This is a genomic window from Coralloluteibacterium thermophilum (assembly GCF_042654365.1).
Lineage (GTDB): Bacteria > Pseudomonadota > Gammaproteobacteria > Xanthomonadales > Xanthomonadaceae > Coralloluteibacterium > Coralloluteibacterium thermophilum.
Genome location: NZ_JBHSGG010000037.1, coordinates 63,217 through 84,185 on the forward strand (window position 1 = coordinate 63,217; position 20,969 = coordinate 84,185).

The following is a 20,969-nucleotide window of genomic DNA, read 5'->3' on the forward strand; positions in this document are numbered from 1 at the left end:
GTGCCCTCGCCCAGTACCGCTCGCCTCACCCCACCCCGGGCGGCTGCACCGGTGCTTCCTTCTTCGGCCTCAGGACGCTCAGGAGCATGGCGCCGCCGACCAGGGCCGCGACCACGCCGAGGGCGATGCCGATGGGGATCTTGTACACGTCCATGATCAGCATCTTGCTGCCGATGAAGATCAGCACCAGGGCCAGGCCGTGGCCGAGCAGGTGGAACTTCTCGGCCATGCCGGCCAGCAGGAAGTAGAGCGCGCGCAGGCCCAGCACCGCGAACACGTTCGAGGTCAGCACGATGAACGGGTCGGTGGTGATGGCGAAGATCGCCGGGATCGAGTCCACCGCGAAGATCACGTCGGTCACCGCGATCAGCGCCATCACCACGAACAGCGGGGTGAAGCGGCGCACGCCGTTCTCGGTGACGCGCAGCGCGTTGCCGTGGAAGCGGTCGGTCAGCCGGAGGTGGCGGCGCATCCACTTCAGCGCCGGGTTGTCGTTGAGGTCCGGCGGGTCGCCGGCGGAGAACAGCATCTTGGCGCCGGTCAGCAGCAGGAACACGCCGAAGACGTAGAGGATCCAGTGGAACTGCGCGATCAGCGCCGCGCCGATCAGGATCAGGATGCCGCGCAGGACGATGGCCCCGATGATGCCGATGATCAGCGCACGCTGCTGCTGTTCGGCCGGGACCGCGAAGTACCCGAAGATCATCAGGAACACGAAGATGTTGTCCACCGCGAGCGCCTTCTCCACCAGGTAGCCGGTGAAGAACTCCATCGCGATCCGGTGCGCGTCCGGCGCCGGCAGGGTCTCGTGCAGGTACCACCAGAGCCCGAGGTTGAACAGCAGCGCCAGCGCGATCCAGGCGATGCTCCACAGCAGCGCCTCGCGCGTGGAGACCCTGTGCGCGCCGTTGCGCTGGAGGACGAGGAAGTCGACCGCGAGGGCGACGAGGATGAGGACGGTGAAGACCGTCCACATCAGGGGGGTGCCGATGGTGTGCATGGGGGTGAGAGCCTGCCGGAATGGAGAACGCCCCCGGCGGGCCGGGGGCGTTCGGGAATTCCGGACACACCTCCGCCGTCGCCGGCGAAGGTCTCGCCCACGCACGGCGGCGACGTCCTGCGTCTGCCGCCTGCGCTCACCGGACCGGGGTCGGACGACCCGTCTTGACGATCACGGCGACGCTGGAGCTACTCCCCTTCAGGGAGCGGCTACTTTGAGCGGGAGAGGGGGCGGGAGTCAATGGTGGGGGGGGTGAAGCGGGTGGAGCGGGAAGGGGGAATCGGGAATGGGGACCTGAAGGTCATCTCGGTCTGGACCGCTTTCCCTGCGCGTCTCATGAAGGAGGTGGACCCGCCGACGCCCGCTGACCCTTCCATTCCCGATTCCCTATTCCCCCTTCCCGCTCCACCCATCGCCATCCCCTTCCCGCTCCACCCAGCCGGTATCATCCCCCGATGACCGCATCCGCTTCCCCGCTTCCCACCGTCCGCCTCAAGATCGAGCGCCGTTCCAACCATCCCTGGATCTTCCAGAAGATGGTCGAGAAGCCGGCGGAGAAGCCGCGGCCGGGGAGTGTCGTCGACATCGTGGACCGGGACGGCACCTGGGTCGGGCGCGGGTTCTACAACGGGCACTCGCGCATCGCCCTGCGCGTGCTCACCGAGCGCAGGGACGAGGCCATCGACGCCGACTGGTTCGCGCGCCGGATCGCCGACGCGGTGCGCCTGCGCCGCGAGCTGCTGCGCCTGGACGAGGTCTCGGACGGCTGGCGCGTGGTCCATTCCGAAGGCGACGGCATCTCGGGCCTGGTGGTGGACCGCTACGGCGACCTGCTGGTGGTCGAGTTCTTCTCGGCCGGCGCGTTCCGGCACCGCGAATGGATCTACGCCGCCCTGCGCGCGGAGTTCCCGGGCTGCCGCTTCTACAGCTTCGCCGAGGAGCACATCCAGAAGCAGGAGAGCTTCGACTTTCGCGCGCCGGAGCCGCCGGAACCCGCGCTCATCACCGAGCACGGCGTGCGCTTCCGCGCCAGCCCCGGCAGCGGGCACAAGACCGGCTTCTTCGCCGACCAGCGCGACAACCGCGAGTTCCTGACCCGCTTCACCCGCGACGCCCGCGTGCTCGACCTGTGCTGCAACTCGGGCGGCTTCGCCATCTACGCCAAGGCGCGCGGCGGCGCGGCCGACGTCACCGGCATCGACCTGGACGAGGAGATCCTCGCCATCGCGAAGAAGAACGCCCAGTTCAACGATGCGCGGGTGCGCTTCGTGCAGTCGGACATCTTCCCGTGGCTGCGCGAGGCGGCCGCGCGCGGGGAGAGCTGGGACGTGGTGGTGCTCGACCCGGCCAAGATGACCCGCGACCGCGAGCAGGTCATCCCCGCGCTCAAGAAGTACCTCGACATGAACAAGCTCGCGCTGTCGGTGGTGAAGCCCGGCGGCGTGTTCGCGACCTTCTCCTGCACCGGGCTGGTGAGCGAGGAGCAGTTCCTCGACATGCTGCGCCGCGCGGCGTTCTACGCCGGCCGCACCGTGCAGGTGCTCAAGGTCGCCGGTGCCGGCGGCGACCACCCGTTCATGGCGCACGTGCAGGAGTCGCGCTACCTCAAGGCGGTGTTCTGCCGCGTCGAGTGAGGCGGCCTCAGCCGGCGGCCTCCGCGCCCTCGGCGGCGACCAGCCGGTTGCGGCCGGCGGCCTTGGCCAGGTAGAGCGCGCGGTCGGCCTCGGCCAGCATCGCGTGCAGGGACTCGCGGTGCCCGGCGCACAGGCCGATGCTCACGGTCAGCGCGATCGTCCCGCCCTCGAAGGGCACCGCCAGTTCCTCGACGTGGCGGCGCAGCCCGTCCAGCAGGACAGCGGCGCTCGCCGCGTCGCGGTCGGGCAGCAGCAGGCAGAACTCCTCGCCGCCCAGGCGCGCCGCGAGGTCCTGCGGCCCGGCGTGCTGGGCGACCGCGCCGGCCACCGCCTTCAGCGCGACGTCGCCGCCGTCGTGGCCGACGCTGTCGTTGACCTTCTTGAAGAAGTCGATGTCGAGCATCGCCACCGCCAGCGGACGGTCGGCCTCGCGGGTCTGCAGGAACAGCGCCTGCCCGCGCTCGAACAGCGAGCGGCGGTTGGCCAGGCCGGTGAGGAAGTCGCGCGTGGCGAGGTCCTGCAGGGAGCCGATCAGTTCGAGGTTGTCGACGTTCTGCGAGATCCGGCAGAAGAACTCCTCGCGGCTGAAGGGCTTGTGCAGGAAGTCGTTGGCGCCGCTCTTCAGGAACTCCGCGACCAGCGAGGCGCGGTCGATGGAGGAGACGCCGATCACCGCCACCGCGTCGCGCGAGCGGCTGGTGCGCAGCCGGCGGGTGAACTCCACGCCGGTCATGCCGGGCATCTCGTGGTCGCAGACGACCAGGCGGATCGCGGGTTCGGCGGCCATGATCCGCAGCGCCTCGGCGCCGCCGGACGCCTCGACCACGCGGAAGCCGTACATGCGCAGCATGGCCGCGCTGTGCTCGCGCGCCGAGCGCGCGTCGTCCACCACCAGCGCGGCGATGCGGCGGTTGCGCTCCAGCCGGCGCACCAGCCACACCAGGTAGTCCACCGCGCCCGGCGTGTCCTTGAGCACGTAGTCGACGATGGGCCGGGTCACCACGCGCTGGCGCACCTCGGCGTCGAACACGCCGGTCACCACCGCCATCGGCAGGCCGTGGCCGACGAACAGCGAGACGATGTCCTCCGCCTCGCCGTCGGCGAGCACCAGCCCGGTGAGGGCGAGGAAGAAGGTGTCGCCGCGGGCCAGCGCCGCCCGCGCCTCGGCCAGGGTCGCGCAGGCCACGACCTCGAGGTCCAGCTTCTCCCGGATCGCGGTCGAGACCATCTGCCGGAAGATCTTGGAGTTCTCGACGAGGAGAACCTTGGCCGCCGGAGACGTGGCGTCGGGAGCGCTGCGGGTCATCGGTGCGACGGGCTCGCTGGGGGAACGGCGACCCCCGCCCCGGATGCGCGTCGCCGCCCGCACCCCGCCGGAGCGGCGGTGTGCCGGCCCTATCGGCCGGCGGCGCCCGAACTTGAGCGCCGCGGCGTGCGGGACGTCAGTCCTCGCGCCCGGTCGGCGCCGGCGCGCCCTCGAAGCCCTCCTCGTCCGGGAACAGCTCGTCGAGGTAGTCCGGCAGCGACGGGTCGGTCTGGCCGCTGGGCTGCACGCGGTCGCGCAGGCCCGGGATGTGGCGGATCACGCGGCCCGGCACCGGGTTGGCGCGGTCGTTGATCATGTAGTTGCGCCGCTGCAGCCAGCCCTCGCGGGTGAGGATGTAGTCGTCCTCGACGCCCTGGGTCAGCTCGTCCACCGCGAAGAGCTGCACCCGCAGGTCGACCAGCGACAGGCCGATCAGCGCGAAGCGCGCCTTGTCGCTCTCGACGAACTGGTAGGGCGTGGCCAGGCCGTCGCCGGCCGCCCCGAACGCGTCGCGCACCGTGCGCGGGCCGAGGAAGGGCAGCACCAGGTAGCGCGAGCGGTCCCAGCCCCAGACCGCGAGGGTCTGGCCCAGGTCTTCCTCGTAGCGCGGGATGCCGAAGTGCGTCGCCGGGTCGAACAGGCCGCCCACGCCGAGCGTGACGTTGACCAGGAAGCGCCCGGCGGCGGCCCCGGCCGGCCCCGGATGGCCCTGCAGCAGCAGGTGCACCGCGGTCAGCGGCTGGAACAGGTTGCCGAAGAAGTTGCGCACGCCGTTGCGCACCGGCTCCGGGACCACGCGCACGTAGGCCACCGCCAGCGGCCGCGCGACCGCGCGGTCCACGCCCTTGTTGAAGTTGTGGACGCGGCGGTTGAAGCCTTCCCAGGGGTCGATGTCGAAGCGGCCCTCGACCACCGCCTCCTCGATCTCGACCAGCAGCAGCGCATCGTCGTCGAGCGGCGGCGCGGGATCCGGCTGCGCCAGCACGCCCTCGACCGCCGGCGCCGGCGTGGGAACCTCGGAGGGACGCGGAAGCTGCGCGGCCGCGGGCAGGGCGAGCGCCGCGAGCAGCAGGCCCAGGGCGAGGGGGGGGAGGCGGAGGAAGGGCACGGACTCGATCCAGGTCAGCGCAGGTCGGGGGACAGCCGGTAGGCGGCGCACAGCTCGGCGTAGCCGGCCGGAGCGCCCAGGACGGGAAGAGCGGCCCCGCCGTCCTGCGGGGCCTGCGAAGCGAGATGCGCGACCAGCGCCAGGCCGACCGTATCCAGGGCGGTGACGCCGCCGAGGTCGATCGCCGCGTAGCCGCCGCGCGGCAGCGACGGCCACAGCGCGGGCACGTGGTGCCGGTCGAGGCGGCCCGCGAGGTGCAGCGTGCCGCCCTCGAGGCGGGCGCCGGCGTCAGTCGACGACGTCGGCATCGACCTGCACCGCGCCGGCGCGCAGCTCCTCGGTGAGCTGCGCCAGGCTCTTGGTGCGCAGGGCGGCGTCGAACTGCGAGCGGAAGGTCTGCACGAAGCTCACGCCCTCGACGATCACGTCGAACACCTTCCACTGGCCGCCGTCCTGGCGCATCAGGTAGTCCACCGGGATCGGCGCGCCGCCGCGGCGGTCGATCTGGCTGGTGACGCGGGTGACCGCGCCGTTGCGCAGCTCGCTCTCGCCGGTCACGCGGATGCGGGTGCCGGCGTCCACCTCGATCAGCGAATTGCCGTAGCGGTGCATGAGGTTGCCGGCCAGCGCGTCGGCGAAGGCGGCGACCTCGGCGTCCGAGGCGTTGCGGCCGTTGCGGCCCAGCACCAGGCGCGCGGCGTAGACCTTGTCGAAGATCTGGTCGAACTCGCTCTTGATGAAGGCCTGCAGCGCGGCGGGATTGGCGCGGAACTCGTCGCGGCGCGTGGCGAGGGTGCCGAGCATGCGCGAGCTGTTCTCCTGGACCAGCTGCGAGGCGCTGCCGGTCTGGGCGGCGGCCGCGGCGGGCTGCTGCTGGGCGACGGCGGGGGCCGCCGCGAAGGCGACCGCGAGCGCGGCCGCGACGAGGGTGCGGGACAGGATGGTCATGTCAGTTCTCCGGCGCGAACGGGGCGGAGGCGGATTCGGCGTCGTCGCCGCCTCCGAAGATGTACTTGCCGATCAGCTCTTCGAGCACGACGGCGCTCTGGGTGTAGATGATCTCGCCGCCCTCGCCCAGCGGCTCCGGGTCGCCGCCCGGGCCGAGGCCGATGTAGCGCTCGCCGAGCAGGCCGGCGGTCAGGATGCGGGCATCGGTGTCGGCCGGCAGCTCGGCGCCGTAGGCGGGATCGAGCGACAGCGTCACCAGGGCGTCGAAGCGCTCGGGGTCGAGCTCGATCGACTTGACCTGGCCGATGGCCACGCCGCCGATCTTCACCGGCGCGCGCACGCGCAGCTCGCCCACGTTGGCGAAGCGGGCGACCACCTCGTAGCCGCCGCCGCCGCCGCCCACCCGGCCGTTGGTGGAGGCGAAGGCCAGCACCAGCAGGGTGGCGAGCGCCAGCAGCAGGAAGGCACCGACGGCGAGTTCGAGTCTGGAATTGGATGGCGTCATGGGAGGACCGGAAGCCTGCGGATCAGTTGTTGAACAGCAGTGCACTGAGGATGAAGTTGAACACCAGCACCAGCAGCGAGGCGTTCACCACGGCACGGGTGGTGGCGACCGAGGTGCCCTCGATGGTCGGCTCCGCGTGGTAGCCCACGTAGGCGGCCACGAGGGCGGTCGTGCCGCCGAACACCGCCGCCTTGAGGAAGGCCACGGCGAAGTCGCTCCAGAAGTCGACGCTGTTCGACAGCGCGGACCAGAAGTAGCCGGCGTCCACGCCGAGCACGTGCACCGCTTCGAGGTAGCCCGCCGCGACCGCGAACGCGCAGAAGAAGCCGGTGAGCAGCGGCACCGTGATCACCGCCGCCCAGAAGCGCGGCGCGACCACCCGCGCGACCGGATCGACCGCCATCAGGTCCAGCGCCTGGATCTGGTCGGTCGCCCGCATCAGGCCCAGTTCCGCCGCGATCGACGAGCCGGCGCGGCCGACGAACAGCAGGGCGGTAAGCACCGGCCCGAGCTCGCGGTACAGCGACAGCCCGAGCAGGGTGCCCAGCGAGTTGCTCGCGCCGAAGGTCGACAGCGTGCGGAAGCCCTGCAGGGTCATCACCAGGCCGACGAAGGCGCCGCCGACCGCGATGATGGGCAGGGAGCGCGCGCCGACGGCGTAGATCTGCCGCAGCAGTTCGCGCAGGAAGTCTGCGCCCGGCGCGCTCGCGCGCAGCACCGAGAAGGCGAACAGGCCGGTCGCGCCGATCTCGCGGAGCGCGTTCATGCCGCCGCTCCCGCGGTCCGGCCGGCGCCGATCTCGAACGGGATCGGGCCGTCGGGCTCGCCGCGCAGGAACTGGCGGACCAGCGGATCCTCGCTGGCCTCCAGCTCGGCGGGGGTGCCGGAGAACACCACCCCGGCGTTGGCGACCACGAGCACGCGGTCGGCGATCGGCAGGGTCTCGTGGACGTGGTGGGTCACGATGATGCTGGTCAGGCCGAGGGTGTCGTTGAGCCGGCGGATCAGGCTCACGATGACGCCGGCGGCGATCGGGTCGAGCCCGGTCAGCGGCTCGTCGTAGAGCATGAGCGGCGGATCCAGGGCCAGCGCGCGGGCCAGGGCGACGCGGCGCGCCATGCCCCCGGACAGCTCGCGCGGATACAGGTCGGCGGCGGCGCGCAGGCCCACGGCGTTGAGCTTGAGATCGACCACGCGCGCCAGCAGCTCCGGCGGCAGCGCCGCGTGCGCGCGCAGCGGCAGGGCCACGTTCTCGGCCACGGTCAGGTCGGTGAGCAGGCCGTTGCCCTGCAGCAGCACGCCGATGCCGCGGCGCAGTTCGAGCAGCTCGCGGCGGCGGCCGTAGGGGACCGGCCTGCCGAAGACCTCGGCCTGCCCCGCGACCGGGCGCAGCTCGCCGGTGATCGCCGAGAGCAGAGTGGACTTGCCGACGCCCGAGGGGCCGAGGATGGCCGTGACGGTCCCCGCGCTCGCGTCGAGATCGACGCCGCGCAGGATCGTGCGGGCACCGCGCGCGAGGGTCGCTCCGCGCAGGCGCACGCTGTCGGACACCGGAAGGCTCGTCGGGGACATCTGGCCGTGGGTCTGCTCGGGCGCCGGGACCGGCGCGGAAATGAAAAGCGCCCCCGCACGCGGCGGGGGCGCCTCATTGTCGCAGAGGCCCCTGGGCTTTTACAAACATCCGTGAATGTTTGTAAGTGGGGTTCAGCCTCGACGGCCGGGAACGGTCTCCGGCCGGTGGACGCTAGCGCGCCAGCAGGCGGCGGCCCTTCTTCTCGGCCTTCGACGCCAGCCTGCCGGCGTGGTCGGCCATGTCCTCGCCGCGCTCCACCAGCGCCTTCACGGTGTCCGCCGTGATGCGCTTGACGTCGGCGTTGAGCGAGGCCAGCGAGCGCCCGCCGCCGTCGAACACGCCGCTGCGGCGCAGGGCGTAGACCGCGCCCGCGGCGGCGGCCGCGCTCACCGCGACGATGGCCGCGGTCTGCAGGGTCTTCCTGGACACGCCGGCGCGCGTACCGGTGCCCGAGGCCCTGGTCACCGCCTTGCCGCCGGACGCGTCGCCGTTGCCGCGGGATGCCGCCGTCCGCCCGGCGCGCTTGGCGGCCGGGCGCGCGCTGCGCTTGCTGGTGGCGCGGCTGCGGGCCGCGCTGCTGCCCGTGTCGTTGTCGGCCATTCGACGTCTCCTGTCTGGGGAACGGGTCGCGGGCGCCGGTGGCGGCGAACGCCGGGCGCCCATGCAGCCGACACCATGGCGCGGGCCGCGCGAACGCAGGGTGAGGCGCCGGCGCTCAGCCCTGCTCGTGCGCCATCGGCAGCTCGAAGGCGAACACCGAACCGCCGTCCTGGCGGTCCTCGTACCAGAGCTCGCCGCCCATGTGGATCACGTCCTGCTTCGCCAGGGCCAGGCCCAGCCCGCCTGCGGGCTCGGCCTCCGCGCCGTGCGCGGCGAGGCGCACGAAGCGGCGGAACAGGCGCTTCTGGTCCTCCGCAGACACGCCGGGCCCGCGGTCCAGCACGCTCACGCGGACGGTGCCGGGCGAACCGCGCCCGCAGAGGATGAGGATCTCGCCGTCCTGCGGCGAGAACTTGATGGCGTTGGAGAGCAGGTTGTCGAGCACCTGGACCACCGCGTCCGGGTCGCCCTGCGCGCGTACCTCCTCGAGGATCTCGACCCGCACCCGGATGCCGCGCGACTGCGTCTGCACCGCGAGCCGCTCCAGCGCCCGCGCGATCAGCGTCGCCGGCTCCAGCGACACGCTCTCGAAACGGCGCAGCAGCTCGCCCTCGGCGCGCCGTTCGAGATAGCGGCGGATGAAGGCCAGCGCGTCCTCGGCCGAGCTCAGGATGATGCGCACCAGCTTCTCGGGGCTCGGCGGCCCGGAGCCGCCGCGCTGCAGAAGCTGCGCGCTGAAGTGGATCGAGGAGAGCGGGTTCTTGAGGTCGTGGGCGACGATGGCCGCGAGTTCCTCGCGCTCGCGCGCGACCCGCTGGAGGTGGTCGCGCACCAGCTTGAGTTCGAGATGGTTGCGGACGCGGGCGAGCAGTTCCTCCGCCACGAAGGGCTTGGTGAGGTAGTCCACCACGCCCGCCTCGAACGCGCGGATCAGGTGTTCGCGCTCGTGCGCGGCGGTCAGGAAGATGGTCGGCACGTGCGCGGTGGCGGGGTCGTCGCGCAGCGCGCGCAGCACGGCGAAGCCGTCCATGCCCGGCATCATCATGTCGAGCAGGACCAGGTCGGGCGGGGCCAGCGCGGCGCGCTGCAGCGCCTGTTCGCCCGAGAGCGCCGGCACCACCTCGAAGCCGGCGTGCGCGAGCACGGTGCCCACCAGGCGCAGGTTGGGCTCCTGGTCGTCGACGACGAGCACCACCGGATCGCGGCCGGCGAGCAGGGCGAGGGCGCGGGGTTCCGCGGGACGGTGCGACATGGGTGTGCTGGCCTCCGAGCGTGTCATGCCCTTCGAGATGAGATGCGTCCGCCGCTGGCGGCCCGTCCGGAGGGAAGCCCGCGGGGGCGCGCCGACACGGCGTCGCGCGCCCTGCCCGGGCCGGCCTGCGCTGCGGTGCGGGCCTCGTCCCGTCGCCGCGGCGCTCGGTCCGGGCGGCGTGCGGGGTCCCGCATTGCGTCGCCTGGCGCGCGGACTGTCAACCCGCCTCCCGTCCGCGCACGCCGGCGATCTGCGCCTCGAGCTGGTGCAGCAGCGCCTCCATGCGCACGAGGTCGAAGCTGTCGGCAGCGTCGTGCAGCCGCTGCGCGTAGTCCGCCAGCGCCGGGCAGCCGAGCCGGTGCGCGATGCCCGCCAGTTCCTCGGACAGGCTGCGCGTCTCGCGGACCGCGAGGGTCCCGCGCAGGCGCGGCCACACGCTGTCGGCGATCTCGTCCAGGCGCGCGCGGATCGCGGCGCGCTCGGCGTCGTCGGGCGCGGGGTCGGCGGCGCCCGGCATCGCCGGTACCGCCGCGGCCGGTGCCGGCGGTGGCGCCGCGCCGCCGCGCTTGGGGAGCAGGGGCTCCATGGCGTCGAACAGATCCTGGCGGGTGAAGGGCTTGCGCACGTGGCCGTCGTAGTCGCGCAGGCGGCCCTGCTCGTCCTGCCCGAGCCCGGACGCGGTCACCGCGACCACGCGGATGTCGGCCAGCGCGGGGTCGGCGCGCATGTGCGCCAGCGCGGTGTCGCCGTCCATGCCGGGCATGCGCACGTCCATGAGCACGATGTCCGGCCGCCGCGCGCGCATGGCCTCCAGCGCGCTGGCGCCGTCGGTGGCGTAGGCGATCTCGTGGCCGGCGTCCTCGAGGTAGGCGCCGATCAGCTCGCGGTTGAGCTCCAGGTCGTCCACCACCAGCACCCGGGCTGGCGCGAGGTGCGCGAAGTCCGGGCCGGCGTCCGCCGGCGCCGGCGTGGGCGGCGCCTCGTGCACCGGCAGGTCGGGCAGTTCGACGATGAAGCAGGAGCCGGCGCCGGGCACGCTGCGCAGGCCGATCTCGCCGCCGAGCAGGCCCACCAGCCTCTGGGTGATCGCCAGCCCGAGGCCGGCGCCCTCGCGCGGCGCGCCGTCGGCCTCGCCGCGCACGAAGGCCTCGAAGATGCGCGCGCGCTCCTCCTGGCGGATGCCGATGCCGGTGTCCTCCACCTCGAGCCGCAGGCAGGCGCGCCGCGGATCGTCGCCGGGCGTCGTCGAGGCACGCACCGTGACGGTGCCGTGCTCGGTGTACTTCACCGCGTTGCCGAGCAGGTTGGCGAGGATCTGGCGCAGGCGCGTGGGGTCGATCTCCAGGCTGCGCGCCATGTCCGGCGCCAGCTCGGCGCGCAGGCCCAGGCGCTTGTCGGCGGCCATCTGGGTGAACATCGACAGCGAGGACTCGACGAGGTCGCGCACGTCGGTGGGCTGCGGGTGCAGGGTCATGCGGCCGGACTCGATGCGCGCCAGGTCGAGCATGTCGTTGATCAGCGCGAGCAGGCCGCGGCCGCTGGTGAGGATGGCGCGCACGTACTGCCGTTCGCGCTCGCCGCGCACGGCGCCGGCGAGCAGCTCGGCGAAGCCGAAGATCGCGTTCATCGGCGTGCGCAGCTCGTGGCTCATGCTCGCGAGGAACTCCGACTTCTGCCGGTTGGCCTCGCGCGCGGCGTGCGCTTCCCATTCGATGCGCCGCAGGTGGTCGCGGGCGCGCACGCTGCGCCGGAGCATGGTCAGCCCCAGGAGCATGCCCACGAGCGCGGCCACGTTGGTGGCCAGCACGCCGATGCCGGTCTGCTCCTGCAGGGTCTGCATGTCGCGCCGCTCGGCCGCCAGCCGCGCCAGCTCGAAGTCGAGCAGCTCGGCGAACAGCGTCCGCAGCGCCTGCACCGCGTAGTCCTCGCCGGGCGGGCGCAGCGGCGCGTCGGCACCGCCGGCCAGCGTGCTGTCAACCGCGCGGATGCGCGCCGCCACCGTCTGCCTCAGCTGCTCCAGGCGGCGGTACTGCTCGGGGTCGTCGGACAGCAGCGGTTCGAGCGCCGCGAGGGCGGCCACGAGTTCGGCGCGCTTGGCGTAGTAGGGCCCGAGCTCGACGCCGTCGATCAGGTGGGCGTACAGGTACGAGGCGAGGTCGTTGCGCAGCATCCAGGCGCGCTGGATCTGGATGACGTTGGCCTCGGAGGCGGCGATGCGCGCGGTGGCCTCGCGCAGCTCGAACGCGGTGCGCACCGACCACGCGGAACTCGCGACCAGGGCCAGGAGGGCGACCACCACGATCACGTAGTAGTGGAGGTGGTCGCCGCGTGCCGTCGGTGGAGGAAGCTCTCGGGAGTCCATGCGCGCGCGGTGGAGGGCGGGCGTGAAGAGTAAACGCCGGCCGACCCGGCGGCGACGCATGCGGAAAGGCCGCGGGACGGACCCGCGGCCTTTCGCAGTGGTGCGGCTGCCGGAAGACCGGATCAGCGCTGCTGCATGCGCTCCGCTTCCGCCTCGGCCTGGGCGCGGCGCGCCTCGGCGTCGGCCTTGGCCTTCTCGAGCTGGGCGTCCGCCTCGGCGCGGGCGGCGTCGCGCTCGGCGCCGGCCGGCAGGGTGTTGGCGCGCTCGGTGGCCACGCGGTGCTGCGCCTCGGCCTCGGCCACGGCGATGTCGTACTGCGCCTGCGCCTCGGTCTCGGCGACGTCGCCGCGGTCGGTGCCCGTCATGGTGCCGGTGCCGGTGCCGGTGGTCCCGGTCGTCCCGGCGGTGCCAGTGGTGCCGGTCGTCCGCGCATTGTTGCCGATGCCGGTGTTGGACTGCGCCGCGTCCTGGCGGGCCTCGGCCACGTCCTGGCGGGCCTCCTGGCGCGCTTCGGCGACGTCCTGCTGCGCCTCGCGCTGGGCCTCGGCGACGTCGGCCTCGGTGGACTGCTGGTTGCAGGCCGTCAGGGCGAACGCCGCGGCGATCGAAAGGCTGAGCAGAAGCTTGTTGTTGGTCATGGTCGTGCTCCGGGGTGAAGTGGGTGGGGTCGGATCTTCTGGAAGGGGGGCGAAGGGGGCGTCGCGGCTAGACGCTGCGGCCGCGGATCAGCGAGATCACGAAGAGGATCAGGAAGATGACGAAGAGCACCTTCGCGATGGTGGCGGCGGTGCCGGCCACGCCGAAGAAGCCGAACGCGCCGGCGATCAGCGCGATGATGAGGAAGATGATTGCGTAGCTGAGCATGGGAACTCCTTGGTCTCGATCTTGGGTGGGAATCGATCGCACGCCTCGGCGCCGACAGCACTGGAACGTGGACGAGAGCCTGCCAAGTGCAAAGTGCAAGCGGGATGACGATCGGCCCTTGCGGACCGTGCAATCTGCACGGCCTTTCGCTGGCGTTCAGTCCAGTCCGTAGGCCTTGCGCTTGCGGTACAGCGTCGAGGTGTCGATGCCGAGTTCGCGCGCCGCGGCGTCCAGCGTCGGCGCCCGCGCGAGCACCGCGCGGATGTGCCGCCGCTCCAGTGCGGCGAGGGTCATCGGCGGGCTGACCTCGGGCTGCGCCACGGGCCCGGGCTCGGGCGCGAGCGCGAGGTGCTGGGGCGCGATGCGCTCGTCGCCGCAGAGGATCACCGCGCGCTCGACCACGTTCTGCAGTTCGCGCACGTTGCCCGGCCAGGCGTAGGCCTGCAGGCGCCGCAGCGCCGCGTTGCCGAAGCTGCGCGCCGGGCGCCGGTAGGCGGCGGCGTAGCGGCGGAGGAAATGCGTGGCGAGCGGCTCGATGTCCTCGGCGCGCTCGGCGAGCGGCGGCAGGGACAGGCTGATCGCGTTGAGGCGGTAGTAGAGGTCGCGGCGCAGGCGCCCGGTCGCGACCAGCTCCTCCAGGTCGGTCGTGGTCGCGGCGAGGATGCGCGCCTCGCTGCGGCGCGGCGTCGCGTCGCCCATGCGGGTGTAGGTGCGGTCCTGGAGCAGGCGCAGCAGTTGCGGCTGCAGTGCCATCGGCAAGGCCGCGATCTCGTCCAGGAACAGCGTGCCGCCCTGTGCCTGGCTGATCTGCCCGGACACCGCGGGCGTGCTGCCGTCGAGGCTGCCGAGCACGCCGAAGAGTTCCGGCTCCAGCCGCTCCGGCCCCAGCGAGGGCAGGTGCACGGTCACCAGCGGGCCGTGGCGCCCGCTCCAGGCGTGGATGGCGCGGGCGATCACGCCCTTGCCGGTGCCGGACCCGCCGCGCAGCAGCACGCTGGCGTCGGTGGGCGCGACCGCGCGCGCGCTGTCCAGCAGCGGCTGCATGCGCCAGCTCCGGCTGGTCAGCAGGTCGTCGCCCGTGCCGCGGTCGCGTTCGAGCGCGGCCACCCGCGAGTGCAGCCGGCGGGTGCGCACCTGGCGCGCGACCGCGATGCGCAGCTGGTCCGGCAGGCAGGGCTTCACCAGGTAGTCGTCGGCCCCGGCGCGCAGCGCCTCGAGCGCGGCGCCGGTGTCGCCGGTGGCGGTCACCATGATGACCGCGAGATCCGGCGCCAGCCGCTTGAGTTCCGGGAGCACGTCCAGGCCGCTCTCGCTGCCGATCGCGCGGTCCAGCAGGCACACGTCGTAGCTCTCCGCCGCGGCCCGCGCCAGCGCCTCCGCCCGGCTGCCCGCGGCATCGACGCGGTGCCCGGCCTCCTCCAGGCACAGCCTGAAGGAGTCCACGATGCTCCGGTCGTCGTCGACCAGCAGCACCCGACCCTGCGGCGGCGGAAGGGAAGGCGGCATGCGGACACCCGTTGCAGCGTCCCGCCACAATGCAAATTGCGCGGTGAGACGGGGATGAAGTCGTGCAGGGCGCAGTGGGGTGAAGCGGGAGGGGTGGAGCGGGAATCGGGAATCGGGACTTGGGACTTGTGACCGCGTGGCGGCTATCCCACCACCGGCCGGGGGCCCGAATCTCGAATCGAGCCCCAGGTCCCCATTCCCGATTCCCCATTCCCGCTCTTCCTTCTTCCCCCTCCCATTCCCGCGCACCAAGCCCTCCGGCACCATATCCCGATGCCCGCCCCCGACTTCCGCCTGTACCACGGCAACGATCTGGACGTGCTCGCGGGCGTGCTGGCGGCGGAGCTGGCGCGGCCGCAGGCGGGGCAGGACGTGCTGGCGCCGGAGACGGTGCTGATCCCGCAGCCGAGCATGCGCCGCTGGCTGCAGAAGACCCTCGCCGAGACCCACGGCGTGGCCGCCAACCTGCGCTTCCTGACGCCCGGCGAGTTCGTCGCCGAGCTGCTCGCCGCCAACCTGCCGGCGCCCGGCGACGAGGGGCTCGCCGACGCGGCGGTGCTGCGCTGGCGGCTGTGGGCGCTGCTGGCGGAGCCGGCGCTGCTCGCCGAGCCGGTGTTCGCGCCGCTGCGCGGCGTGCTGACGGGCCCGGACGCCCGCCCCGATGCCGCCGCGGCCTGGTCGCTGGCGGGCGAGCTGGCCACGGCCTTCGAGAGGTACCAGGCCTGGCGCCGCGACTGGCTGCTGGCCTGGGACCGCGGCGCCGCCCGCGACGACTGGCAGGCCGAACTCTGGCGGCGCGCGAGCCGCGGGCAGCCGCATCGCGCGCAGCGCATCGAGGCCTACCTGCGCCGCTTCGGCGGCGCCGAAGGCGCGGCGCCCGCGGGCGTGCCGGCGCGGGTGTTCGCCTTCGCCTGCCAGAACGTCTCCCCCGACGTGCTGCGGACGATCGCCAGCGCCGCGCGCGCGGCGCCGCTGCACTTCTTCTTCGTCTCGCCGGTGGAGGGCTGGTGGGGCGACCTGCGGACCGCGGGCGAGCGGCTCGCGGCCGCGCTCGCCGGGGAGGCGCCGGACGCCGCCTTCGAGGACGAGGAGAACCCGCTGCTGCGCGCCAACGGCGCCGCCGGCCGCGATTTCGTGCGCGTGCTGTTCGACCCGGACGTGGTGCATCCGAGCTGGGAGCAGCCCATCTACGTCGCGCCCGTCGGCGACGGCCTGCTGCAGCGCCTGCAGCGCGACCTGCTCGCGCGCCGCGCGCCCGGCAGCGGCGAGGCGCCGCGACCCTTCGATCCGGCCGACCGCAGCCTGCAGGTCCACGCCTGCCACACCCGCCTGCGCGAGGTGCAGGTGCTGCACGAACAACTGCGCGCCCTGCTGGAGGCCGACCCGACCCTCGAACCGCGCGACATCGCCGTGCTCGCGCCCGACATCGACGCCTATGCGCCGCACGTGCACGCGGTGTTCGGCGCGGCCCCGGCGGCGCTCGCCATGCCCTACGCGGTGGCCGACGGCAGCGCGCTGGCGGCGCGGCCGCTGGTTGACTGGTTCCTGCGCCTGCTGGCCCTGCCGCAGTCGCGCTTCGGCGCCAACGAGGTGCTGGCCCTGCTCGGCCTGCCCGCGGTCGCGCAGCGGCTCGGGATGGAACCGGCCGACGCGCCGCGCCTGGCCGACTGGCTGCGGGAGCTCGGTGCGCGCTGGGGCCTCGACGCGGCACACCGCCGCGAGTTCGCCCCGACGGACGAGGCCGGGGATCCGGCCGACGCCGAGGCCTACACCTGGATCTGGGCGCTGGACCGCGCCCTGCTCGGCCACGCCGCCGGGACCGACGCCGACATCGCCGGTGTGGTGGCGTGGCCGCGTCTCGAAGGCGACGCGCTGCGCGTGCTCGACGGCCTGCTGCACGGCCTGCGCGCGCTCGCCCGGCTGCGCGCCGCGTTGCGCCGCGAGGCGCGCCCCGCGCAGTGGCGCGCCCTGCTCGCACGCGCGCTCGACGAGCTGGTCGCCGCGCAGCCGGAGGACCCCGGCGACGTCCGCGCGCTCGAACTGCTGCGCGCGCAGCTTGCGCGTTTCGAGGCCGAGGCCGTGCGCGCCGACACCGAACGCCCGCTGCCGGCCGAGGTGGTGCGCGCCTGGTTCCGCGCCGCGCTCGGCGACGCCGACCTGCGCCAGCCGTTCCTGAGCGGCGGCGTGACCTTCGGGCGCATGGTGCCGATGCGCCTGATCCCCTTCCGTGTGATCTGCCTGCTGGGGCTGGACGACGGCGCCTTCCCGCGCGGCGACCCCGCCGGCGGGCTCAACCGCCTCGCCGCCGAGCTGGGCACGCGGGCGCGCCGGGTCGGCGACCGCTCGCTGCGCGACGACGACCGCTACCTGTTCCTGCAGTTGTTCGCCGCCGCCGCGGACGTGTTCTACCTGAGCTACCTGGGCACCGACCCGCGCGACGGCACGGCGCTGCCGCCGTCGGTGGTGGTGGCCGAGCTGCTCGACGCGGCCGCGGCCCATCTCGAACCCGAGCCCGGCGCCCCGCCGCCGCGGTCGCGCCTGGTGGTGGGCCACCCGCTGCAGCCGTTCGCGCCGCAGGCCTTCGGCGCGCCCCGCGATGCGCGCGAGCCGGCGGCCGACGCGGCGCGGCGGCTCGCCTACGATCCGCGCTGGCGTCCCGGGCCGGACCTGGCGGATGCGGCGCGCACCGGCCTGCCGTCGTTCGCCACCGGACCCGTCGCGGCGGCGCCGGCGCCCGGCGTCCTCGAGCGCGACGCGCTGCTGCGCGTGCTGCGCCATCCGCCCCGCGCCTTCCTGCGCGAGACCCTCGACCTGCGCCTGCCGCAACCCGAGGACCTGCTGCCCGAGAGCGAGCCCTTCGACGCCGACGGCCTGCGCGACTATGCGGTCGGGCAGCGCGTGTTCGCCGCGCTGCGCGCGGAGGCGGGCGATGCCGACGCCCTGCGCCGGCGCCTGCTGGGCGAGGGCCTGATCGCGCCCGGGGCGCCCGGCGCGCGCGAGGTCGAGACGCGCCACGCCGCCCTGGCCGCGGCCGCCGCCGCCGCGCGCGCCTTCGCGCCGGGACCGGGCGAGCGCCGCCGCATCGCCCTGGACATCGGCGGACGCCGCCTCGTCGCGGTGCTGGACGACGTGCACCCGCAGGGCCTGCTGCAGTTCCATCCCAACCGCCCCAGCGGCCGCGCGCGGATCGGTCTCGATCTCGACCGGCTGCTGTGGAGCGCGGCCGGCGAGCGCCGCCCGCTGCTGCGCCTGGTGCCCGGCGAGGCGCCGCGGGAACTCGCGCCGCTGGCCGAGGACCGCGCGCGGGCGGCCCTGGCGGACCTGCTCGCCCTGCACGACCTCGCGCGCGCCGAGCCGCTGCCGCTGATGCCGCGCGCGGCCTGCGCCTACGTCGAATGCCTGCGCGCCGGCAAGGAGGCCGACGCCGCCCTGCGCGCCGCCCGCGCGCAGTGGTGCGGGCAGAACGGGCGCCCGGGCGAGGGCGAGGACGACTGGGTGCGGCTGGCCCTGCGCGGGCGCGATCCCTTCGCCGCGGACGCGGATGCCGCGCTCTGCGCCCGCTTCGGCGCGCTGGCGCAGCGGCTGTTCGATGCCCTCGACGGCGGGGCCGCGGCATGAGCCGGCCCGCGGACATCGACCTGGGCCTGCGCATCCCGGTCGAGGGCGTGCAGCTGATCGAGGCGAGCGCGGGCACCGGCAAGACCTTCACCCTCGCCACCCTGCACGCGCGGCTGGTCATCGAGTCCGGCCTGCCGGTGACCCAGGTGTTGGCGGTGACCTTCACCGAGGCGGCGACCAAGGAGCTGCGCGACCGCCTGCGCGAGCGCCTGCTGCTCGCCGCGCGGCTGGCCGAGGGCGACGCCGCGGACGAGCGCGACGAGAGCCAGCGGCTGACCGCGCTGCTGGTCGCCGCGGCGCTGGCGCGCGAGGGCGCGGAGCGCCTGCGCGGGCGGCTGCGTGCGGCCGCCCAGGCCATGGACCTGGCGCCCATCCACACCATCCACGGCTTCTGCCGGCGGGTGCTGGCCGAGCACGCGCTCGAGGCGGGCGAGGTGCTGGGCGAGGTCGAGCTGCTCGAGAACGAGCGCGCGCTGCGCGAGGAGGTCGCCACCGACCTGTGGCGCGCCTTCTCCGTCGATGCCCCGACGCATGCGCTGCTGCGCGCGCAGTGGCCGGGGCCCGCTGCGCTGGCGCGCGACCTGCGCACCCTGGTCGCCGCGGAACGGCTGCTGCCGGCGCCGGTGCCGGGCGACGCCGCGGCCGCGCGCCGCCGCCTGGAGGCGCAGTGCGCGGACCTGGCCGCGGCCTTCGCCATGCACGGCGCCGACGCGCGCGCCGCGCTGGAGGCGGCCTGCGCCGGCAGGCAGCTCGCCGGCAACCGGTTCAGGGCCGAGTGGATCGCGCCGGTGTGGGACGCGCTGGCCGCCTGGGCGCCCCTGCATCCGCCGGAGGCCGATTTCCCCGAGCAGTTCGCGCGTTTCGCCCAGCACGAACTGGCCGCCCGGACCGCCAAGGGCAAGGCGACGCCGGCGTCGCCGCTGTTCGCCGCCATCGGGCGCTGGTGCGAGGCGCGCGCCGATTTCGACGACGCCTGCGAGCAGGCACGCATCGCGCTCCTGCACCGCCTGCGCGACCGCGCGCGCGCGCGGCTGGCCGAACTCAAGCGCCTGCGCGCGCAGCGCGGCTTCGACGATCTGGTCGGCGACGTCGCGGCCGCGCTGGCGGGCGAGACGGGGCCGCGGCTCGCCGCGGCCCTGCGCGCGCGCTGGCCGGTGGCCCTGGTCGACGAGTTCCAGGACACCGATCCCGCGCAGTGGTCGATCTTCCGCCGCATCTACGCCGACGCGCCGCCGCCGGCCGACGCCGGGGTCTCCGCGCTGTTCCTGATCGGCGACCCCAAGCAGGCCATCTACCGCTTCCGCGGCGGCGACGTGCACACCTACCTCGCCGCGGCCGCGCGCGCCGACGCGCGGCATGCGCTGGAGCGCAACTTCCGTTCGCGGCCGTCGGTGCTGGCGACGGTCGAGGCGCTGTTCCGCGCCGGCGGCGACGAGGCCTTCGCGCAGCCGGGGATCGCCTTCGCCTCCGTCGCGCCCGGCGGCCGCGTGGCCGATGCCGATGCGCTCGACGGCGAGGTCCCGGCGCCCGCGCTGGACGTCGCCCTGCTCGACGCGCCGGAGGCCGCGCTGGCGGCCGAGGAGGCGCGCGCGGTCGCGGCCACCGCCTGCGTGGCCGCGGTCCGCGCGCTGCTCGAAGGCGGCACGCGCATCCGCGAGGGCGCGACGCTGCGCCCGGTGCGGCCGGCCGACATCGCGGTGCTGGTCGAGAAGCACGCCGATGCGGTGCGCATCCGCGCCCGTCTCGCGGCGGCGGGCGTCCCCTGCGTGGCGGCCGGGCGCGACAGCCTCTACGCCAGCGCCGAGGCGACGCAGATGCTGTGCCTGCTGGAGGCGCTGGCCGACGTCACCGACGACAGCCGCCTGCGCGCCCTGCTGGCGACGCCCTGGTTCGGCCTGGACGCCGCCGCCATCGCCGCACTGGATGCCGAGGCGGCGGTGCATCGGCAGTGGCAGGACCGGGTGCTGGACTGGCGCGAGACGCTGGAGCGCCGCGGCATCCTCGCCCTGGTCAACGCGCTCTGCGCCGAGGCGGCACCGCGGCTGCTGCGCCTGGTCGACGGCGAGCGGCGCCTGTCCAACCTGCTGCAGCTGGCCGAGGCCCTGCAGGAAGCGCAGCCGGCGGGCACCGGCGTCATGGCCCTGCGCGAGGCCCTGCAGCGGCGCATCCACGAGGCCGACCCCGACAACCGCACCGAGCTGCTGCGTCTGGACTCCGACGCGGCGCGCGTGTCGATCATGACCGTGCACGCGTCCAAGGGCCTGGAGTTCCCCTTCGTGTTTCTTCCCTTCGTGGCGACCGGCGGCGCCGGCCGCGGCGGCCCGACGCTGGCCGCGGTGGCGCACGAGGACGGCCTGCGCACCACCACCCTGCGCTGCGGCGACGCCGCCTGGACGCGCGCCTGCGCCGCCGAGGCCGCGGAGGAGCGGGCCGAGTCGCTCCGCCTGCTCTACGTCGCGCTGACCCGGGCGCGCCATGCCACCTGGCTGTGCTGGGGCGCGGTCAACAACGTCCAGCACACCGCGCTGGCATGGCTGCTGCACCGCGACGCCGCCGGCGGACGTTCGGCGCCGGACGCGGCGGCCATCGCGACCCGCCTGCGCGCACTCGCCGCCGCCACGCCGGGCATGCGCGTGCGGCCCGCCGTGGACGCGGTGCCGGCCGGCCGCCTGCGCCTGGAGGCGCCGCCCGCG

General features: G+C 74.3%; 17 protein-coding genes. 3 read left to right on the forward strand and 14 right to left on the reverse strand.

Annotated features, from left to right (window positions below):
* Positions 1-25: 25 nt before the first annotated feature.
* On the reverse strand, positions 26-1,000 hold the full coding sequence (locus ACFO3Q_RS13445; RefSeq protein ID WP_377005243.1) for a TerC family protein: 975 nt from the start codon (positions 998-1,000) through the stop codon (positions 26-28).
* Between the two features lie 455 nt (positions 1,001-1,455).
* Between ACFO3Q_RS13445 and ACFO3Q_RS13450 the strand changes: the two genes are divergently transcribed.
* The gene (locus tag ACFO3Q_RS13450) at positions 1,456-2,634 is read left to right on the forward strand and encodes a class I SAM-dependent rRNA methyltransferase (RefSeq protein WP_377005244.1); all 1,179 of its coding nucleotides are present in this window, start codon (positions 1,456-1,458) and stop codon (positions 2,632-2,634) included.
* Positions 2,635-2,641: 7 nt separating this feature from the next.
* On the opposite strand, the gene ACFO3Q_RS13455 is transcribed toward ACFO3Q_RS13450, so the two are convergent.
* The 13 genes from ACFO3Q_RS13455 to ACFO3Q_RS13515 form a co-directional block, all read right to left on the reverse strand.
* The gene (locus ACFO3Q_RS13455) at positions 2,642-3,940 is read right to left on the reverse strand and encodes a diguanylate cyclase (RefSeq protein WP_377005245.1); all 1,299 of its coding nucleotides are present in this window, start codon (positions 3,938-3,940) and stop codon (positions 2,642-2,644) included.
* Positions 3,941-4,076: 136 nt separating this feature from the next.
* On the reverse strand, positions 4,077-5,048 hold the full coding sequence (locus ACFO3Q_RS13460) for an MlaA family lipoprotein (protein WP_377005246.1): 972 nt from the start codon (positions 5,046-5,048) through the stop codon (positions 4,077-4,079).
* Positions 5,049-5,062: 14 nt separating this feature from the next.
* The gene (locus tag ACFO3Q_RS13465) at positions 5,063-5,356 is read right to left on the reverse strand and encodes an STAS domain-containing protein (protein ID WP_377005247.1); all 294 of its coding nucleotides are present in this window, start codon (positions 5,354-5,356) and stop codon (positions 5,063-5,065) included.
* A complete protein-coding gene (locus tag ACFO3Q_RS13470; RefSeq protein ID WP_377005260.1) occupies positions 5,337-5,987 on the reverse strand; it encodes an MlaC/ttg2D family ABC transporter substrate-binding protein in 651 nt (216 codons plus the stop codon). Before ACFO3Q_RS13470 ends, ACFO3Q_RS13465 begins: the two co-directional genes overlap by 20 nt.
* Before the next feature lie 10 nt (positions 5,988-5,997).
* Positions 5,998-6,501, reverse strand: a complete 504-nt coding sequence (gene mlaD / locus ACFO3Q_RS13475) for an outer membrane lipid asymmetry maintenance protein MlaD (protein ID WP_377005248.1) — start codon at positions 6,499-6,501, stop codon at positions 5,998-6,000.
* A gap of 22 nt (positions 6,502-6,523) precedes the next feature.
* Positions 6,524-7,267, reverse strand: coding sequence for an MlaE family lipid ABC transporter permease subunit (locus ACFO3Q_RS13480; RefSeq protein WP_377005249.1), 744 nt, complete (start codon positions 7,265-7,267; stop codon positions 6,524-6,526).
* Entirely contained in the window at positions 7,264-8,073 is an 810-nt protein-coding gene (locus ACFO3Q_RS13485; protein ID WP_377005250.1) for an ABC transporter ATP-binding protein, read from the reverse strand. The genes ACFO3Q_RS13480 and ACFO3Q_RS13485 overlap by 4 nt, the downstream gene beginning before the upstream one ends.
* Positions 8,074-8,245: 172 nt before the next feature.
* Positions 8,246-8,674 carry a hypothetical protein gene (locus ACFO3Q_RS13490; protein WP_377005251.1) on the reverse strand — a complete coding sequence of 143 codons (429 nt, stop codon included), beginning with the start codon at positions 8,672-8,674 and terminating at the stop codon, positions 8,246-8,248.
* A 115-nt stretch (positions 8,675-8,789) separates the two neighbouring features.
* Positions 8,790-9,926, reverse strand: coding sequence for a hybrid sensor histidine kinase/response regulator (locus tag ACFO3Q_RS13495; protein WP_377005252.1), 1,137 nt, complete (start codon positions 9,924-9,926; stop codon positions 8,790-8,792).
* A gap of 217 nt (positions 9,927-10,143) precedes the next feature.
* Complete coding sequence (locus tag ACFO3Q_RS13500; RefSeq protein WP_377005253.1) at positions 10,144-12,288, reverse strand: ATP-binding protein; 2,145 nt, start codon at positions 12,286-12,288, stop codon at positions 10,144-10,146.
* Positions 12,289-12,410: 122 nt separating this feature from the next.
* On the reverse strand, positions 12,411-12,926 hold the full coding sequence (locus ACFO3Q_RS13505) for a hypothetical protein (RefSeq protein WP_377005254.1): 516 nt from the start codon (positions 12,924-12,926) through the stop codon (positions 12,411-12,413).
* A 67-nt stretch (positions 12,927-12,993) separates the two neighbouring features.
* Positions 12,994-13,152 carry a DUF1328 domain-containing protein gene (locus ACFO3Q_RS13510; RefSeq protein ID WP_377005255.1) on the reverse strand — a complete coding sequence of 53 codons (159 nt, stop codon included), beginning with the start codon at positions 13,150-13,152 and terminating at the stop codon, positions 12,994-12,996.
* Between the two features lie 156 nt (positions 13,153-13,308).
* Positions 13,309-14,658, reverse strand: coding sequence for a sigma-54-dependent transcriptional regulator (locus ACFO3Q_RS13515; RefSeq protein WP_377005256.1), 1,350 nt, complete (start codon positions 14,656-14,658; stop codon positions 13,309-13,311).
* Positions 14,659-14,931: 273 nt separating this feature from the next.
* On the opposite strand from ACFO3Q_RS13515, the gene recC reads away from it, so the two are divergent.
* Positions 14,932-18,276 carry an exodeoxyribonuclease V subunit gamma gene (gene recC / locus ACFO3Q_RS13520; protein WP_377005257.1) on the forward strand — a complete coding sequence of 1,115 codons (3,345 nt, stop codon included), beginning with the start codon at positions 14,932-14,934 and terminating at the stop codon, positions 18,274-18,276.
* On the forward strand, positions 18,273-20,969 hold a 2,697-nt coding region (locus ACFO3Q_RS13525; RefSeq protein ID WP_377005258.1), incomplete at its 3' end, for a UvrD-helicase domain-containing protein. The genes recC and ACFO3Q_RS13525, both read left to right, overlap by 4 nt.

Bases quoted from the DNA above. Each gene is read 5' to 3' on its own strand.
- ACFO3Q_RS13445 (WP_377005243.1), bottom strand. From the start codon at position 1,000: ATGCACACCATCGGCACCCCCCTGATGTGGACGGTCTTCACCGTCCTC.
- ACFO3Q_RS13450 (WP_377005244.1), top strand. From the start codon at position 1,456: ATGACCGCATCCGCTTCCCCGCTTCCCACCGTCCGCCTCAAGATCGAG.
- ACFO3Q_RS13455 (WP_377005245.1), bottom strand. From the start codon at position 3,940: ATGACCCGCAGCGCTCCCGACGCCACGTCTCCGGCGGCCAAGGTTCTC.
- ACFO3Q_RS13465 (WP_377005247.1), bottom strand. From the start codon at position 5,356: ATGCCGACGTCGTCGACTGACGCCGGCGCCCGCCTCGAGGGCGGCACG.
- mlaD (WP_377005248.1), bottom strand. From the start codon at position 6,501: ATGACGCCATCCAATTCCAGACTCGAACTCGCCGTCGGTGCCTTCCTG.
- ACFO3Q_RS13480 (WP_377005249.1), bottom strand. From the start codon at position 7,267: ATGAACGCGCTCCGCGAGATCGGCGCGACCGGCCTGTTCGCCTTCTCG.
- ACFO3Q_RS13485 (WP_377005250.1), bottom strand. From the start codon at position 8,073: ATGTCCCCGACGAGCCTTCCGGTGTCCGACAGCGTGCGCCTGCGCGGA.
- ACFO3Q_RS13490 (WP_377005251.1), bottom strand. From the start codon at position 8,674: ATGGCCGACAACGACACGGGCAGCAGCGCGGCCCGCAGCCGCGCCACC.
- ACFO3Q_RS13495 (WP_377005252.1), bottom strand. From the start codon at position 9,926: ATGTCGCACCGTCCCGCGGAACCCCGCGCCCTCGCCCTGCTCGCCGGC.
- ACFO3Q_RS13500 (WP_377005253.1), bottom strand. From the start codon at position 12,288: ATGGACTCCCGAGAGCTTCCTCCACCGACGGCACGCGGCGACCACCTC.
- ACFO3Q_RS13505 (WP_377005254.1), bottom strand. From the start codon at position 12,926: ATGACCAACAACAAGCTTCTGCTCAGCCTTTCGATCGCCGCGGCGTTC.
- ACFO3Q_RS13510 (WP_377005255.1), bottom strand. From the start codon at position 13,152: ATGCTCAGCTACGCAATCATCTTCCTCATCATCGCGCTGATCGCCGGC.
- ACFO3Q_RS13515 (WP_377005256.1), bottom strand. From the start codon at position 14,658: ATGCCGCCTTCCCTTCCGCCGCCGCAGGGTCGGGTGCTGCTGGTCGAC.
- recC (WP_377005257.1), top strand. From the start codon at position 14,932: ATGCCCGCCCCCGACTTCCGCCTGTACCACGGCAACGATCTGGACGTG.